16 protein-coding genes are annotated in these 17781 nt (G+C 52.1%); 14 read left to right on the forward strand and 2 right to left on the reverse strand.

Going from position 1 to position 17781, the window contains the following annotated elements; all coding sequences use genetic code 11:
• Positions 1-139 precede the first annotated feature (139 nt).
• Both QOS10_RS07105 and QOS10_RS07110 read right to left on the reverse strand, forming a co-directional pair.
• Positions 140-880: an amino acid ABC transporter ATP-binding protein gene (locus QOS10_RS07105; protein ID WP_283594753.1), complete on the reverse strand. Its 741-nt coding sequence runs from the start codon at positions 878-880 to the stop codon at positions 140-142.
• Positions 870-2381 carry an ABC transporter substrate-binding protein/permease gene (locus tag QOS10_RS07110; RefSeq protein WP_283594755.1) on the reverse strand — a complete coding sequence of 504 codons (1512 nt, stop codon included), beginning with the start codon at positions 2379-2381 and terminating at the stop codon, positions 870-872. Before QOS10_RS07110 ends, QOS10_RS07105 begins: the two co-directional genes overlap by 11 nt.
• A gap of 365 nt (positions 2382-2746) precedes the next feature.
• Between QOS10_RS07110 and rpsU the strand changes: the two genes are divergently transcribed.
• The 14 genes from rpsU (at position 2747) to rpoD (ending at position 17675) form a co-directional block, all read left to right on the forward strand.
• Positions 2747-2938 (forward strand): 30S ribosomal protein S21, encoded by a 192-nt coding sequence (rpsU, locus tag QOS10_RS07115; RefSeq protein ID WP_047770440.1) that lies wholly within the window; start codon positions 2747-2749, stop codon positions 2936-2938.
• A 56-nt stretch (positions 2939-2994) separates the two neighbouring features.
• Positions 2995-3444: a GatB/YqeY domain-containing protein gene (locus QOS10_RS07120; RefSeq protein ID WP_283594756.1), complete on the forward strand. Its 450-nt coding sequence runs from the start codon at positions 2995-2997 to the stop codon at positions 3442-3444.
• Positions 3445-3618: 174 nt separating this feature from the next.
• A complete protein-coding gene (bsh, locus tag QOS10_RS07125) occupies positions 3619-4596 on the forward strand; it encodes a choloylglycine hydrolase (protein WP_283594757.1) in 978 nt (325 codons plus the stop codon).
• Between the two features lie 190 nt (positions 4597-4786).
• Positions 4787-6016, forward strand: coding sequence for an argininosuccinate synthase (locus QOS10_RS07130; protein WP_283594758.1), 1230 nt, complete (start codon positions 4787-4789; stop codon positions 6014-6016).
• On the forward strand, positions 6006-7397 hold the full coding sequence (argH, locus tag QOS10_RS07135; protein WP_283594759.1) for an argininosuccinate lyase: 1392 nt from the start codon (positions 6006-6008) through the stop codon (positions 7395-7397). The genes QOS10_RS07130 and argH overlap by 11 nt, the downstream gene beginning before the upstream one ends.
• A 171-nt stretch (positions 7398-7568) precedes the next feature.
• The gene (locus QOS10_RS07140) at positions 7569-8597 is read left to right on the forward strand and encodes a PhoH family protein (protein ID WP_283594760.1); all 1029 of its coding nucleotides are present in this window, start codon (positions 7569-7571) and stop codon (positions 8595-8597) included.
• Positions 8566-9045 (forward strand): rRNA maturation RNase YbeY, encoded by a 480-nt coding sequence (gene ybeY, locus QOS10_RS07145; protein WP_283594761.1) that lies wholly within the window; start codon positions 8566-8568, stop codon positions 9043-9045. The genes QOS10_RS07140 and ybeY overlap by 32 nt, the downstream gene beginning before the upstream one ends.
• The gene (locus tag QOS10_RS07150) at positions 9029-9427 is read left to right on the forward strand and encodes a diacylglycerol kinase family protein (RefSeq protein ID WP_283594769.1); all 399 of its coding nucleotides are present in this window, start codon (positions 9029-9031) and stop codon (positions 9425-9427) included. The genes ybeY and QOS10_RS07150 overlap by 17 nt, the downstream gene beginning before the upstream one ends.
• A gap of 13 nt (positions 9428-9440) precedes the next feature.
• The gene (gene era, locus QOS10_RS07155; RefSeq protein ID WP_283594762.1) at positions 9441-10346 is read left to right on the forward strand and encodes a GTPase Era; all 906 of its coding nucleotides are present in this window, start codon (positions 9441-9443) and stop codon (positions 10344-10346) included.
• A 17-nt stretch (positions 10347-10363) separates the two neighbouring features.
• Positions 10364-11149 carry a DNA repair protein RecO gene (gene recO, locus QOS10_RS07160; protein ID WP_283594763.1) on the forward strand — a complete coding sequence of 262 codons (786 nt, stop codon included), beginning with the start codon at positions 10364-10366 and terminating at the stop codon, positions 11147-11149.
• 287 nt (positions 11150-11436) lie between these two features.
• Positions 11437-12435: a glycine--tRNA ligase subunit alpha gene (gene glyQ, locus QOS10_RS07165; protein WP_283594764.1), complete on the forward strand. Its 999-nt coding sequence runs from the start codon at positions 11437-11439 to the stop codon at positions 12433-12435.
• 1 nt (position 12436) lies between these two features.
• A complete protein-coding gene (gene glyS / locus QOS10_RS07170) occupies positions 12437-14515 on the forward strand; it encodes a glycine--tRNA ligase subunit beta (RefSeq protein WP_283594765.1) in 2079 nt (692 codons plus the stop codon).
• 144 nt (positions 14516-14659) lie between these two features.
• A complete protein-coding gene (gene dnaG, locus QOS10_RS07175) occupies positions 14660-16531 on the forward strand; it encodes a DNA primase (RefSeq protein ID WP_283594767.1) in 1872 nt (623 codons plus the stop codon).
• Between the two features lies 1 nt (position 16532).
• Complete coding sequence (gene rpoD, locus QOS10_RS07180; RefSeq protein ID WP_283594768.1) at positions 16533-17675, forward strand: RNA polymerase sigma factor RpoD; 1143 nt, start codon at positions 16533-16535, stop codon at positions 17673-17675.
• Positions 17676-17781 lie beyond the last annotated feature (106 nt).

Genomic DNA, 17781 nt, shown 5'->3' on the forward strand with positions numbered 1-17781 from the left:
AGAACTAGACCAAAAGCCAAAGTGGCTTAGTCTAGTTCTCAAAAATCTCTTCATCCTTACCGATTGACAAAGAGCCAAAATAACAGAAAAGCGCCAGAGCTGGATCGTGATGCAGCTCTGGCGCTTTTGTATGTCTTCATCATTTCAGGATTTTCTTTAAGAATTCCTGGGCCCGCGGACTGGTCGGGTGAGCGAAGAATTCGTCTGGCTGGGCAGTTTCCTGGATGTAGCCATCAGCCATGAACCAGATCTGGTCAGCCACCTCCTTGGCAAAGCCCATCTCGTGGGTAACCACCACCATTGTCATCCCCGATTCGGCCAGGTCCCGCATGACCTTTAGCACTTCTTCAACCATTTCCGGGTCGAGGGCGCTAGTCGGCTCATCGAACAGCATCACTTCCGGATTCATCGCCAGGGCCCGGGCAATGGCGACCCGCTGCTTTTGCCCCCCGGACAGCTGGTCGGGATACTGGTCGGCCTTGTTAGCCAGGCCCACCTGGTCGAGCAGCTTCATTGCGGTCTGTTTGGTGGCCCCTTTAGAGGTTCCCTTGACCTTGATGGGGGCAATCATGATGTTCTTAAGAACGGTCATGTTGGGGAAGAGGTTGAAGCCCTGGAAGACCATCCCTAAGCGCTGCCGGATCTGGTCGAGCTTCTTATCGTTTAGGCCGACCAGGTTCTGACTTTCGAAGAGAACCTGTCCGCTGGATGGCTGCTCAAGGGCGTTGAGACAACGGAGAAAGGTACTCTTCCCGGCCCCGGACGGCCCGATCACACAGATCACCTGTCCTTTATCAACGTGCTCAGTAATGTCTTTGAGAACGACATTATCCTTGAATTTCTTCTGAAGGTTTTTGACTTCAATGATTTTAGTGGACATGTTTCATCTTCCTTTCAAAGTGCAGCAGGATCCGGGAGAGGGTAAAGGTCAGAACAAAGTAGATCAGCATGGTGATGAAGAGTGGTAGGACCCCTTTGTAGGTGGCCGATTGAACCAGTTGGGTCTGGTACATCAGCTCGCTAACCCCGATGACGGAGACCAGGGAACTGTCCTTCAAAAGGGTGATCAGTTCGTTCCCCAAGGCCGGCCAAATGTTCTTGAGGGCTTGGGGCATGATGACTTCCTGGAAGGTGATCTTCTTGCTCATTCCCAGGCTCCGCGCGGCTTCAGTCTGACCGAGCGGAATGGATTGAATCCCGGAACGGATGATTTCAGCGACGTAGGCTCCGGAGTTCAGCGAGACGGCGATGATTCCGGCAACCAGGGCGGGCATGGACTGGATGATGGCCCCGATCCCGAAGTAGACAAACATGATCTGAACCATCATTGGGGTACCCCGCAGGAATTCAATGTAGCAGACGGCAATTGAGTGGAGCAGCTTATTCTTGGATAACCGCATCAGGGCGAAGAGGGTCCCAAGGATAAAACCGAGGATGACGGAAACCACCGTGATCAGCAGGGTGTATTCGATCCCCTTGGCAAAGTAACGCCAGTAGGAGAGAACGGTGTTTTTCTTCTTGTAGGACTTCATATACCGCGAGGCTTGCGGAATCCATTTCTTATTGACCAGGTTCTCGTCGTTGACCTGCTTGATGGTCTTGTTGGCCGCCGCTTCGAGGGACTTATCGCCCTTAGGGAAGGCCATAGCAATGTTACCAGCCGTGGATGGCAGCTTGGAGTTGAAGGCGTAAAGGTTGGAGTTGTTGGCGGCATAGGCCTTAGCCGTAGCCTCATCCATCAGAACGGCATCAACTTTATGCGATTGCAACCCAATTACCAGGTTGGACAACTTGGCGAGGCCCTTATTCTTGGTTCCGGGCATGCTCTTGTTGATCATGGTTGATTGAAGCGTCCCGTTTTGAGCCCCCACGATCTTACCCTTGAAGTCCTTGGCGGTGGTAAAACGCTTCTTGTCTGCTTTATTGATTAGGAAGTAGCTATTTCCAGAGTAGTAAGTATTGGAGAAGTCAACACTCTTTTTACGCTCGTTGGTAATGTTCATTCCGGAGATAATCACGTCGATCTTGCCAGTTTCAAGGGCGACAAGCAGGGAATCAAAGTCCATGTTCTTGATCACCAGCTTGACCCCCAGGTCCTTGGCGAACTTCTTGGCAAGGTCCACTTCAAAGCCGACGTATTCAGTCTTGCCGTTTTTCTTGGTAGTGAATTCGTAGGGGGGATAGTCGGCACTCATTCCGACTACCAGGGTGCCCTTTTGCTTAATCTTCTGTAGTGAGTCATCCCTGGCCGGCTGGTTGCTGCTGGACGATGAGCTGACGGCACTGCTGGAACTGGATGAGGTCGCTGCTAGGACGGTGCTGGGCATCACCAGCGAGCAGAACAGGATGAATAACATGAATAATTGCTTGAGATGTTTCATAGTGTTGGCTCCTTAATCTGAAATTTGTGATTGCTAGCAATATACACCTATATACATACTTATGCAACATAAAATGGTAAAACAGCATAAATATTCATATGGGCTGGAAGGGGTTTCGTTAAGGTGGGGCGGGCAATCAGCGCCTCTTAAAACAATTTTAATCATTATTTGGTATCCTTGATATATTTAAGCCATCCCTTTTGGTGAATATTTATAGAAGATAAAATAGCCTTCAAAATAAGTTGAAATTTGTTAAAAGAATTATTGACATCAATGCCCCGATTAGGTACAATATTTTTTGTAGTGAAAAGGCGAAATTTCGTAGCCTTGTTACGTAACTTTAAGCTCGGAGGGAGGGAATCAACATGTCAAAAACAGTCGTTCGCAAGAATGAATCTTTAGACGACGCTCTTCGACGCTTTAAACGTTCAGTTTCACGTAACGGAACTTTACAAGAATACCGTAAGCGTGAATTCTACGAAAAGCCTAGTGTACGACGGAAGTTGAAATCTGAAGCGGCACGGAAGCGCAAGAACAAGCGTGGTCGTCGTTACTAAAAATGTTTGCTCCTACCTTTTTGCGGTGGGAGCTTTTTTTGACTGGAGGATAAAAAATGAGTTTATTAAAGCGATTGCAAACCGATATGATTACGGCAATGAAGAACCGGAACAAGGATACCCTGGCGGTTGTCCGGATGCTGAAGGCGTCAGTACAAAATGCCCAGATTGAGGCGGGCCACGACCTGACCCCTGATGAAGAAGTTGCGGTAATGTCACGGGAGTACAAGCAACGCAAGGAATCACTGGAGGAATTCCAGAAGGCCGGCCGGCAGGACCTGATCGACAAGACCAACAACGAATTGAAAGTTGTTGAAAAGTACATGCCAAAGCAGCTTTCTGCTGACGATGTTAAGAAGATCGTCACGGAAACGGTCCAACAAGTTGGTGCTGCCAGCATGAAGGACTTTGGCAAGGTCATGGGGGCCGTAATGCCAAAGGTCAAGGGCCAAGCTGATGGTAAGTTGGTTAACCAGACCGTTAAGGAAACCTTGAGCAACTTATAATTTGTTATTAAGAACATGGTCAGTCTCGTTTTGTCCGAGACTGGCCACTTTTTTGATTGAATTGGATGTTTTTCGTGTGGAATAGTCCAAATAATTGAATTATTAGCTGGATTATGATGATTTATCATTGGATTGTGCTAGAATACAAGCTAAATAATCTGGAGGTAATTAGGTTTGTGTACTTCAATTGTTTATAGTGCTGGTGATGGTTACTTTGGCCGTAACCTGGATTTGGAAGTTTCCTTTGGCCAGGAGGTGGTAATTACACCGCGTGATTACGCCTTCAACTTCCGCAAGCTGCCGACGATGGAACACCACTATGCAATCATCGGGGTCGCGCTGGTTAAGGATAACTACCCGCTTTACTTTGACGGGGTTAACGAGGAAGGGGTCGGAATGGCTGGCCTGAACTTCGACGGCCCAGCGCACTTCTTCTCCGTGGAAGACGGTAAGGATAATGTTTCGCCGTTCGAGTTTATTCCCTATGTCCTTGGTCAATGCAAGAGTGTGGAAGAGGCCAAGCAATTGATGACCAACCTGAACCTGGTTAATATCAATTTCTCTGACCAGCTTAAGCTTTCGCCTCTGCACTGGCTGATTGCGGACCGGTCCGGTAAGTCCATTGTCGTAGAATCGACCGTTACCGGCCTCCACGTCTACGATAATCCGGTTGGTGTACTGACCAACAATCCGGAATTCCCGCAACAGCTGACCAACCTGGCCAACTACCAGAGCGTTTCTCCAGCTGAACCAGCTAATACCTTGACTCCCGGAATTGCGCTGAACAATTACAGTCGGGGGATCGGCTCCCACCTGCTGCCTGGCGGGATGGACTCTGAAAGCCGCTTTGTCAAGGAGACCTTTACCAAGATGCACGCACCCGCCGGTAAGAGTGAACGAGAAAATGTTACGAATTACTTCCATATTCTCAATGCAGTTGACCAGCAGAAGGGGCTGGACGAGGTCGCTCCAAATACTTTTGAGTACACAATCTATTCTGATGGAGTCAACCTGGCAACCGGGACTCTGTACTACACGACCTATGAGAACAACCAGATCAATGCGGTTGCCATGCGCAACGCAAACTTGAACAGCAGTGATTTGGTTTCTTACCCAATGCTCAATAACCAGGCAATCAATTACCAAAATTAAAAATGAATCTGCCCGTCGTGATGAACACCCTCAATGCTCATCGTGACGGGCTTTTTCTATGCCTTTCTATATGCAAAATAATTGTATATTTTTCATATATTTGGGAAAATATGGAATTATTATTGATTTTTATGCAATATAAGTGTATATTCATAATCAATCTCAAATTAAACGAATGGAGGACGAGACAATGACAAAAGAAAAGATTGTTTTAGCATATTCTGGTGGTCTGGATACTTCGGTGGCAATTGCCTGGCTGAAGAACAAGGGTTACGATGTGATTGCCTGCTGCATTGATGTCGGCGAGGGGCTGGACCTGGAAGCCATCAAGCAGAAGGGGGATGTGATTGGTGCTTGGAAATCAGTGGTAATTGATGCCAAGCGCGACTTTGCAGAGCAGTTTGTCCTGCCGGCCCTGCAAGCGCATGCCATGTACGAACAGAAATATCCATTGGTATCCGCCCTGTCTCGTCCCTTGATTGTCCAAAAACTGGTGGCGGTGGCCAATGAGTACGGAGCTACGGCCATTGCCCATGGTTGTACCGGCAAAGGTAACGATCAGGTTCGTTTTGAAGCCGGCATCCATGCCCTGGCACCGGACATGAAGATTGAGGACCCAATTCGTGATTGGCACTGGTCACGGGAGGAAGAGATCCAGTACGCTAAGGGTAACGGGATTCCGGTTCCAATCACCAAGGCAAGCCCGTATTCAATTGACGAAAACCTCTGGGGACGGGCCAATGAATGCGGAATCCTGGAAGATCCGTGGGTTGCTGCGCCAGCTGATGCCTATGCCCGGACTAAGGCGATTGCCGATACCCCTGACACCCCAACCACATTGGAGATCTCGTTTGAAGAAGGGGTCCCAACCGCCATCAACGGTGAAAAGCAGCCACTCGATCAGCTGATTATGAACCTTGATAAAATTGCTGGTGAAAATGGGGTTGGCCGGATTGACCACGTTGAGAACCGGCTGGTCGGCATCAAGTCCCGTGAGATCTACGAGTGCCCGGCCGCAACAGTCCTGCTGGCCGCCCACAAGGATCTGGAGGACCTAACCCAGGAGCGGGAGGTCGCCCACTTCAAGCCGATCGTGGAGCAGAAGATGAGTGAGCTGATCTACAATGGTCTCTGGTACTCACCACTGATGAAAGCAATGGTCGCCTTCATTGACCAGACCCAGACCGTCGTCAACGGGGTTGTCCGGGTCAAGCTGTTCAAGGGCAACGTGATCTGTGAAGGGCGGAAGTCACCAAATTCCCTCTACGATAAGAACCTGGCAACTTACACGGCGGCCGATGAGTTCGATCAGGAGGCCGCCACTGGCTTCATCAAGCTCTGGGAACTGCCGGATAAGGTTTACGCGCAGGTTCAGCAAAACCAGCAGCAAAAGTCTAAGGAGGTCCAGGATGCCAATTAAGAAGATGTGGGGCGGCCGTTTCGAAGCCGCGGGTGACCAGCTCGTCGATACTTTCGGGGCGTCCATCGGCTTTGACCAGGCGATGGCCAAAGAGGACATCATGGGATCCTTGGCCCACGTGAAGATGCTGAAGGCCACCAAGATTCTGTCAGCAGCGGATGCCGACCAGATTATCGCCGGGCTTGAAAAGCTGGCTGACCGGCTGGAGAAGGAGGGCCTCCCCTTCACGGTTGAAAATGAGGATATCCACATGAACATCGAGACCTTGCTGACGGAAGAGATCGGCCCGGTTGCCGGCAAATTGCACACGGCGCGGAGCAGAAATGACCAAGTGGCCACCGACCTCCACCTCTACGTCAAGAAACGTCTCCCCAAGATTGTTGACCTACTGACAAAGTTGCAGACGGCGCTGGTTGATCAGGCAGCCGCCAACGTGAAAACGGTGATGCCTGGCTACACCCATATGCAGCATGCCCAGCCGATCTCATACGGCCACTACCTGCTGGCCTACTTCCAGATGTTTCAGCGGGACGTGGAGCGCTTCCAATTTAATATGAAGCATACGGATATTTCACCGCTCGGGGCCGCGGCTCTGGCCGGGACAACCTTCCCAATTGACCGGGAGCTGAGTGCCAGCCTTCTGGGATTTGCGGCGCCCTATACCAATTCCTTGGACGCGGTCTCTGACCGGGACTTTGCCCTGGAATTTCTGAGTAACGCCAGCATCCTGATGGTCCACCTCTCCCGGCTGTGCGAGGAGCTGATCTACTGGTGCAGCTATGAATTTGGCTACATTGAACTGGCGGACCAGTATGCGACGGGGAGCTCGATCATGCCACAGAAGAAGAACCCGGATATGGCGGAACTGATCCGGGGAAAGACGGGCCGGATCTTTGGCGACTTGACGGGCCTGCTGACGGTGATGAAGGGCTTGCCGCTAGCCTATAATAAGGACATGCAGGAAGATAAAGAGGGGATCTTTGATGCCGTCAAGACGATTGTTCCAAGCTTGCAAGTGATGACCGGGATGATCCGGACCCTCCACGTTAATAAGAAAAAAATGGAACACGCCACTCACAATGATTTTTCAAATGCTACCGAGCTTGCCGATTACCTGGCGACGAAGGGGGTTCCCTTCCGGCAGGCCCATGAAATTGTCGGTGAGCTGGTCCTGAAGGGGTTAAAGACCGGGGCCAACCTGGCCGACATTCCGCTAGAGCAGTACCAGCAGATCAATCCGCAGATCACCGCCGATGTCTATGAAGTCCTCAAACCACACGTTGCGATTGCTCGTCGTCATTCCTTGGGCGGCACTGGCTTTGACCAGGTGAAGGAGCAGATTGCCACCGCCAGAAAGATAATTGAGAAGAATCAACAGTAATAGATGTCTGAAGATAGCTAGCGACTAGTTTGCTTAGCTATTTTTATTTTTGAAATTTGTCAACGGCAACGGGAGAAAGCCTGCTTTGCCGTTGTTTAGTGTTATATGATTATGACCGGCTGTGATATAATCAATTGAAGATTACTAACTACTAAAAGGAGCAAGACTTAATTGGTAGAAAAGAACGACGAAATTGAACAAACATTTCAGATTGACAGCCCCGAGATTGAGGTTGGGATCCTCGGTCCCCAGGACAAGTTTGTCAGTCTGATCGAACAGGGGATGGACGTGACCATCAACCCCTTTGGCGACAACCTGAAAGTGAAGGGAAAAGAGGAAGACGTCGAGATGACGGTGGATGTCTTCCACGCCCTGATTGACCTGCTGAACCAGGGGATCCGCATCCACAGCACTGATATTGTCAGTGCGATGAAGATGGCCCACCGGGGAACGCTCGAATACTTCGCCGACCTGTACAGTGAGACCATCATTAAGGACCGGCGTGGTCGGACTATCCGAGTGAAGAACTTCGGCCAGCGCCAGTACGTCAACGCTATGAAGCATAACGACATCACGTTTGGGATCGGTCCGGCCGGAACCGGGAAGACCTACCTGGCCGTTGCTATGGCGGTCGCCGCTCTTAAACGGGGGGAAGTTGAACGCATCATTATCACCCGGCCCGCGGTGGAAGCCGGCGAGAGCCTAGGTTTTTTGCCTGGTGACCTCCAGGAAAAGGTTGACCCATACCTGCGGCCAATCTACGATGCGTTGAATGATATTTTTGGCACTGACCACACCCAACGGTTGATGGAACGCGGCGTGATTGAGATTGCACCGCTGGCCTACATGCGGGGGCGGACGCTGGACGGCGCCTTCATCATCCTGGATGAGGCCCAAAACACGACCAACGCCCAGATGAAGATGTTTTTGACCCGGTTCGGCTTTGGCTCCAAGATGGTGGTCAACGGGGATATCTCCCAGATTGACCTGAAGCATGGCGTTCGTAGTGGATTGGTCAGTGCGCAACGGATCCTGCAGAATGTCCGGTCGATCAAGTTTGTGACCTTCAGTGCTGAGGACGTGGTTCGGCACCCGGTTGTCGCCCGGATCATCGACGCCTATGAGGAAGCAACGACGAAGAAGGCAGAAAAAGCAAAGGAGCAGAAAGATGGATCTGACAATTTACGATCAGACAAGTAACGGCATCAGCCAGGAACAACACGACCTCATCGAGAAGGTCCTCAAGTTTGCCGCCAAAAAACTCGACCTGGCGGACAACACGGAGATGTCGGTAACCTTGATGAACAACCCGGAAATCAAGAAGATCAACGCCCAGTATCGCGGCGTTGATCGAGCAACTGATGTACTCAGTTTTGCGGCCGAGGAGAGCGGTGACGAATCGCCGATCATCATGGATCCGGAGCTGGCTGCTGAGCTACCAACCAACCTCGGGGACCTGTTTATCTCGGTCGATAAGGTGGCCGAACAGGCTAAGTTCCTCGGCCATTCGCCGGAGCGGGAACTGGGCTTCTTGGCGATCCACGGTTTCCTGCACCTGAATGGCTACGACCACCAACAACTGGAAGACGAAAAGAAGATGTTTGCGCTGCAACGGGAGATTCTCGATGACTATGGGCTCACACGATAACCACCAGGTGACCAAGAACCACCACCTCTTTCAAGCGATGGGGCACGCCTTTGACGGGATTGTGGCGATGCTCAGAGAAGAGCGCAACATGCGCTTTCACGTCATAGCAGCAATGCTGGCGGTCATTGTCGGCTGGTACCTGCGCATCAGCACGGCCGACTGGCTATGGATCCTGTTGGTGATCTTCTTAGTTTTTGCGGCCGAGTTCTTGAACACGGTCACGGAGGCAGTCACCGACCTCCTGTCCAACCACCACTATGATATCAACGTTAGGAAGGCTAAGGATGTTGCCGCCGGGGGTGTCCTCCTGGCGGCCCTGTTTGCGGTGGCGGTGGGCTTGATCATCTTTGTGCCACGGTTCTATGCATTAATTATTAGATAGGGAGTAACCGTAAATGGATAATCCAAATTACAAGTCCGGCTTTGTCGCCTTGATTGGCCGGCCAAATGTTGGTAAATCGACATTGCTAAATTACATTGTGGGCCAGAAGGTGGCCATTATGAGCAACGTGGCTCAGACCACGCGTAACAAGATTCAGGGGATCTATACCAGTCCGGAAGCACAGATCATCTTCATCGATACACCGGGGGTCCACAAGCCCGCAACCAAGCTGGGCGACTTCATGGAACGGTCCACGATGTCGGCTTTGGACGAAGTTGACGCGGTCCTCTTTGTCGTCAGCGCAACGGACAAGCGTGGTCCCGGTGACGACTTCATCATCAACCGGCTCAAGCAGGTCAAACAACCGATCTACCTGGTGGTTAACAAGATTGACCAGGTGAGCCCCAACGACCTGCCAGACATTGTGGCCCAATACCAGGATTCCCTGCCGTTCAAGGCCGTGGTGCCGATTTCAGCTTTGCAGGGGAACAACATCAACAACCTGCTGAATGAGATCATTGCCGGCTTGCCGCACGGCCCGCAGTACTACCCGGCAGACCAGATTAGTGACCATCCGGAACGCTTCGTGATTGCGGAGATGATCCGGGAGAAGATCTTCATGCTGACCCGGGATGAGGTTCCACACTCAGTAGCGGTTGACGTAACCTCGGTCAAGCGGGAGGACGAGGAACACGTCCACATCTCGGCCAACATCATTGTCGAACGCCCTGGCCAGAAGGGCATCATCATCGGCAAGAAGGGACAGATGCTCAAGAAGATCGGGACAATGGCCCGGCAGGACATTGAACGCCTGCTCGGTGACCGGGTCTTCCTTCAACTGTGGGTCAAGGTAGTTCCCGGCTGGCGTGACAAGTCCGCCATGCTCAAGGACTACGGTTACCGGAACAAGGATTATTAAAATGAGGAGGAGTGACCGTGGCCCGGGAAGTGACTGATTTTAACGGGATCATTATCTACCGGCAGGACTACCGGGAACGGGACCTCCTGGTTAAGATGCTGACCGACAAGATCGGTCCGGCGATGTTCTTTGTCAAGGGCGCTAAGAAACGCGGCTTTCGACTGGCGGCGGACATCCTGCCGTTTACTCACGGCAGCTACATCGGTTCACTAGCGGACGATGGCCTGAGCTTCATCAACGTTGCCAGCGAGACCCACCAGTACCGCAATATCGTCGCTGATATTAGTAAGAACGCCTATGCCACCTACATCCTGTCGCTGGTCGACCATGCCTTTCCCGACGGCCGGAGCATTGGCAGCTGGTTTGGCCAGGTTGCCGCGGCCCTGGAACGGATTGACCAGGGCGTCGACGAGCAGGTGGTGGCCAACGTCATTGAGATCCAGCTGCTGGTGATGTTTGGGGTAGCGCCCAACTGGGATCGGTGTGTGGTCTGCGGCCAGAATCAGGGGCCACTCGACTTTTCAGAAGAGTCTGGGGGGATGCTATGCAGCCAGCACTGGTACCTGGACCCGCACCGGATGCACCTTGACCGGCGGACGATCTACTTTCTGCAGCGGCTGGCCCATGCCAACCTGCAGAAGGTCCGCAAGATCAGCATCAACCCGGTTACCAAGCGTCGTATCCAGGCAATCATCGATACCATCTATAGTGACCAGGTTGGGTTGAAGCTGAAGAGCAAGCATTTTATCGATGAAATGCACCGCTGGGAACAAAAGATGGGAAATTTATCATCAAAAGATTGACTTTCAAAAGGACTTTATCTATTATTAGGTACGTATTTAAGAAACACCTCAATTGAATACGATCAGCCACGACGGAGAATAATGATGGTCAGTGCCAATACAGCGAATGGGGGAGAGTGAAAGCCCCAGACTGGTCAGCCACCACGGGCCCTCCACCAGCTGGATAAACTAAGCTGTTTTGCAGAAATGCAAAAAAGCAGGGTGGAACCGCGAATTAAACTCGTCCCTGCAGTTACTACTTGTAGTAGCTGGAGGGGCCTTTTTATTTAGAGAAGGGAAGAATAACGATGACAACGAAAAAGCTAAGTGTCCAAGACATCATCTTTACGCTTGAACAATACTGGGCTAAGCAGGGTTGCATGCTGATGCAGGCCTATGATACTGAAAAGGGTGCTGGGACCATGAGCCCTTACACCTTCCTGCGGGCAATCGGACCAGAACCGTGGAACGCGGCCTATGTTGAACCGTCACGGCGGCCAGCGGATGGCCGGTATGGGGAGAACCCGAACCGGCTGTACCAGCACCACCAGTTCCAGGTGATCATGAAGCCATCACCGGACAACATTCAGGACCTCTACCTGGGCAGCCTGCGGGAGCTCGGGATTGAACCCCTGGAACACGATATCCGGTTTGTTGAGGATAACTGGGAGAACCCTTCAATGGGTTGTGCCGGTGTTGGTTGGGAAATCTGGCTCGACGGAATGGAAGTCACTCAGTTCACTTACTTCCAAGTGGTTGGTGAATTACCGATGAACCCCGTGGCCTCAGAAGTTACCTATGGTCTGGAACGGCTGGCCGAATACATCCAAAACGTTGATTCCGTCTACGACCTTGAATGGGCGGACGGGGTTCTCTACGGCGATATTTTCAAGGAACCAGAATACGAACACTCCAAGTACGCCTTTGAAGAGAGCAACCAGGAGATGCTTCTCCAAGCCTTCAACGATTACGAGACTGAAGCTAAGCGCCTGATCAAGCTCGGTCTGGTTCACCCAGCTTATGACTATGTCCTGAAGTGCAGCCACACCTTCAACCTGCTTGATGCGCGTGGGGCGGTCTCCGTTACCGAACGGGCCGGTTACCTGCACCGGATCCGGATCATGGCCAAGTCAATCGCCAAGGCCTTCGTTGAAGAACGGCGCAAGCGGGGCTTCCCATTGATTCACGACGAAAAGCTGCGGCAAAAGACCCTTGATGAATACACCAAGAAGGCTGAAAAGGAAAAGCAGCGGGCAGCAAAGCGGGCTGCCAAGAAGGCTAAGAAAGCACAGAAGGGGGACAAGTAACATGGCTAATTCATACTTATTAGAAGTCGGCGTTGAAGAAATGCCGGCCCACGTGGTAACGCCAAGCATCAAGCAGCTGCACAAGCGGGTGGCCGACTACCTGAAGGAGGAACGGATCTCCTTTGACAGTATAAAGGAATACGCAACGCCACGGCGGATGGCCCTGTTGATCGACGGTTTGGCTGATAAACAGCCCGATATTGACGAATCCGTTAAGGGCCCGGCCAAGAAGATTGCCCAGGATGCTGATGGCAACTGGACCAAGGCGGCTATCGGTTTCACGCGTGGTCAAGGGGCCACGGTCGATGACATCGAATTCAAGGATGTCAAGGGCGTTGAATACGTCTTCGTAGAGAAGCACATTGCCGGGAAGCCGGTGGCGGAAGTACTGAAGGGCCTTCCGGATGTTATTACCTCAATGACCTTCCCAACCCTGATGAAGTGGGGCTACAACAACCTTCAATTCATCCGGCCAATTCGTTGGCTGGTCTCCCTGCTCAATGACCAGGTCGTACCATTCAAGATCCTGGACGTTGAAGCAGGCCGGACTACCCGGGGCCACCGCTTCCTGGGCCACGACGTTGAATTGAGCCAGGCCACCGACTATGAGGATGCCCTCCACGACCAGTTTGTGATCGCCGACCAAGCTAAGCGTAAGCAGATCATCACGGACCAGATCGACACCATCGTTAAGAAGAACGATTGGGTAATCGATAAGGATGCCGACCTGCTGGAAGAGGTTAACAACCTGGTGGAATGGCCAACCGCCTTTGCCGGCTCCTTCGATCCCAAGTACCTGGTCCTGCCCGATGAAGTCCTGATCACTTCGATGAAGGATAACCAGCGTTTCTTCTACCTTCGTGACCACGAAGGCAAGCTCTTGCCACACTTCATCGCGGTCCGCAATGGTAACAGCGAGTACCTGGACAACGTGATCAAGGGGAACGAACGGGTGCTGGTTCCACGGCTGGAAGATGCCAAGTTCTTCTTTGAAGAGGACCAAAAGATCAGCATTGACCAATACGTTGAACGGCTCAAGCGGGTCAGCTTCCATGACAAGATCAGCTCAATGTACGACAAGATGCAACGGGTAGCTGTCATTGCCCGCCTGATTGGTAAGAGGCTCGGCCTTAACGATACTGAGCTGGCTGACCTCGATCGGGCTGCCCACATCTACAAGTTTGACCTGACCACCCAGATGGTCGGTGAATTTGCCGAGCTCCAGGGGATCATAGGTGAGATCTATGCCAAGACTTTCGGTGAAAAGGATGACGTGGCCGTGGCTATTCGTGAACACTACATGCCAATCTCTGCCGAAGGGGAGTTGCCACAGACTAAGATTGGGGCTATTCTGGCAATTGCTGATAAGCTCGACAGCATCATGAGCTTCTTCGCTGTCGGCATGATTCCATCCGGCTCCAACGACCCATACGCATTGCGGCGGCAGGCCTTCGGAATTGTCCGGATCATCAATGACCGGAACTGGCACTTGCCACTGATGGGGATGCAGGCGGCCGTCATTGAAGCCTTCGATCAAGCCGGCTTGAAGCCCGACTTTGACCTCACTGCTAACCAAGGCGAGGTACGGGCCTTCTTTCTTGACCGGATCAAGCAGCTGTTTGCCGGTGAGAAGCTGCGTCACGACATTGTTGACACGGTTACGGATACCCAGGGTGTCGACATCGCCAACGTGATTGAGGCGGCTCAGGCCATTGACAGTCACAAGGATGATGCTGACTTCAAGGGCGCGGTTGAGGCGCTGACGCGGGTTCTGCGGATTGCTAAGAAGGGGAAGTTCGGTGCTGAGATGCCAACTGTTAACCCGGACTTGTTCGTCAACCCGTCTGAACAACAACTCTACGATGCTGTAGCAGATGTTAAGAAGCAGTTTGCTGACCGGACCGTTGCTGAAAACTTCACCGCCCTGCGCGGCTTGGCACCAGTGATCAGTGCTTACTTCGATGAGAATATGATCATGGATAAGGATGAGGCTATTCGGCAGAACCGGCTGGCTCAGCTGACTATTCTGGCTCGCTTAGCGGCAGTCGTTGGAAACCTGAATGTTTTGATTGTCAAGTAACGAGGGCTTTCATTTGAAATACTCGCAACTTGTGGTATCATATATATTAAGTGAATTATGGTTAAATGATTGATTGGAGGGTCGCATTCCGTTGGGTTGCGGCCTTTCGTTACTGTTCGCGAACCTATCAAGTGGGGTGATTCAATGGCCAGAATACCACGTGAGATAATCGATCAAGTTCGTAATTCAGTTGATATTAGTGATGTCATCGGACAATACGTCCAACTCAAGCGGGCCGGCAAGAACTTTACTGGCCTGTGCCCTTTCCATAAGGAACAGACCCCATCCTTTTCTGTCAATGCTGAAAAACAGTTTTATCACTGCTTCGGTTGCGGACGGAGCGGGAACGTCTTTCAGTTCCTGATGGATTACAAACATATTGGCTTTGTTGAAGCCGTCCAAGAAGCTGCCAAACTGGGCGGGACTAAGCTGCCAACCACCTACACAACCAGCGAGGCGGCGCCAGCAAACAATCCCGTCAACCGTGAGCAGGATCAGCTCTTGGACCTGCATGAGAAGGCGGCCCAGCTTTACCACCACATCTTGATCAATACGCCGGCGGGGGAACCAGCACGACGTTACCTGCAAAAGCGGGGGATGTCGCGTGAGCTGATCGAGCAGTTTTCGATCGGTTTTGCCCCTGTGCAGCGGATCCTGACGCCATACTGCAATCAGCAGGGGCTCGACTACCAGTTGATGCGCAAATCGGGACTCTTTACCGAGGACCGGGATGGCAAGCTGCAGGACCGCTTCATTGAGCGGGTAATGTTTCCAATTCGTAATGGTCAGGGACGGATCATTGCCTTCTCGGGCCGCCTGCTGAGTACGGAGCGGACTGACCTGCCCAAGTACCTCAACAGTCCGGAGACCCCGATCTTCAACAAACGGCGGACCCTCTTTAACTTGGACCTGGCCAAGAAGGCCGCGCGGTCCGATGGTCGTCTTTATCTCTTTGAAGGGTTTATGGATGTGATTTCGGCCTTTGGTGCCGGAGTGGAAAACGGGATTGCCTCGATGGGGACGTCCTTTACTGAGGAGCAGGTTCAGATTATCAACCGGACCACCAAGCAGTTGGACATCTGTTACGATGGCGACTCAGCCGGGCAGAACGCTATTGACCGGGCAATCGGCTTGGTCAACGCCCACCAGAATGGGCAGCTGGCGCTTCGGGTGGTTCAGTTGCCGGCGGGGGTGGACCCCGACGAGTATGTCCAGCAAAACGGTGCTGATAAGTTTCGGGCCTACGTACATGACCGTGAGGAGACGACGACTGATTTCTACCTTCGCTTTTTGCGCAACGGTCGTAACCTTGATAACCAGCAGGAATTGATGACCTACCTGGATGCTGTTCTTAAGGAGGTTGCGGTATTAGATGCACCGCTGGAACAGGACATGTACCTGAGCAAGCTGGCCGATGAGTTCAAGCTGGATAAGGCCGCTCTGCAGGGCCAGCTTCGGCAGCTGCAAAGTGAGCGGCGGGCCCAGCCCACATCACCGGCCCAGGCATATCAGGAGCAAGCAGCTGCTGCCTACGCGCCGCCGGTTCAGCCGGTAGAGGTCAAGATCAGCCGGACCGAATTGGCTGAACAGATCCTGCTGCGGTACATGCTGCATGACCCCAACGTCTGGAGCCGTGTCCGGGCCCAGGATGATTTCCACTTTGTTCATGAGAAGTACGAGTCCCTGTACATGGTGGCCAGTAGCTACTTCTCGGAGTATGGCGATTATACAACCGCGCGCTTCCTTGACTACCTGGTGGATTATTCGGATCTGCGGGCAACCCTCAGCCAGGTTGAACAGCTGACGGTGAATCCGGATGTGGATATGCAGGTAATCGATGACTGCCTGCATATCCTGACTGAGCAGTCCCCATTGCAGGACCAGATTAAGAAGGTCCGGGCCCAACTTAAGGAGGCCAGTACGCTAAACAACACTGAACTCGCTACTCAATTGACAATTGATCTGATAAAGTTATTGAAGAAACAACAACAGTATAAAGCGGAGGAGAATAAATAGTATGGCAAAGAGTAAGAAGAAAGACCTTGTTATCTCAAACAGCGATAATTTTGACCAACATGAATACGACACCGCTGTTGGTAAACTGATTCGCCACTACAAGAAGCAAAAGGAGGTCAAGTACGACGACCTGACCGAACAAATCGCCAAGCCCTTTGAACTGAATGCCAATGGGATCGACAACCTCCTGCAAAACGTCGAGGACGCTGGTATTAGTGTTGTTGATGGCAATGGTGACCCCGACCCGCGGGCGCTGAAGGCAACGGAAAAGCTCTCCCAGAGTGCGATGAAGGATACTTCGGCGCCAACCGGGGTAAAGATCAATGACCCCGTGCGGATGTACCTGAAGGAGATCGGCCGGGTCAACCTGTTGACGGCTGATCAGGAAGTCCAGCTAGCTCTGCGGATCGAGCAGGGGGATGAGGAAGCCAAGCAGGAACTGGCCGAGGCGAACCTCCGACTGGTGGTTTCAATTGCCAAGCGCTACGTCGGCCGGGGAATGCAGTTCCTGGACCTGATCCAAGAAGGGAACATGGGGTTGATGAAGGCGGTCGAAAAGTTCGACTACCGGCGGGGCTTCAAGTTCTCCACCTACGCTACCTGGTGGATCCGGCAGGCCATCACGCGGGCCATCGCTGACCAGGCCCGGACGATTCGGATTCCGGTTCACATGGTTGAAACGATCAACAAGCTGATCCGGATTCAACGGCAACTGCTCCAGGACCTTGGTCGAGAACCTCTGCCAGAAGAAATTGGGGCAGAAATGGATATGCCAACGGAGAAGGTCCGCAATATCCTGAAGATTGCGCAGGAACCAGTTTCTCTGGAAACACCAATTGGTGAAGAGGACGACTCCCACCTTGGTGACTTCATCGAGGACCAAGATGCCACTAGTCCAGCAGACCACGCGGCTTACGAAATGATGAAGAAGCAGCTGGAGAATGTTCTGGATACCCTGACGGACCGGGAAGAAAACGTTCTGCGGTTGCGGTTTGGCCTTGACGATGGCCGGACCCGGACCTTGGAAGAAGTCGGGAAGGTCTTCGGGGTTACCCGTGAACGGATTCGTCAGATCGAAGCAAAGGCGCTGCGGAAACTGCGGCACCCATCACGTTCCAAGCAATTGAAGGACTTCTTGGAATAAAACAGTTCCTATTAATTAAGTACGGTAAAAAGGTTCTATGATATTCGGTAAGGATAAGATGAATTCTTATCTTTATCGTTTTTTGTTACTTGCTGTACCATTGATT

The organism is Limosilactobacillus galli (assembly GCF_947381495.1).
In the GTDB taxonomy this organism is placed as follows: domain Bacteria; phylum Bacillota; class Bacilli; order Lactobacillales; family Lactobacillaceae; genus Limosilactobacillus; species Limosilactobacillus galli.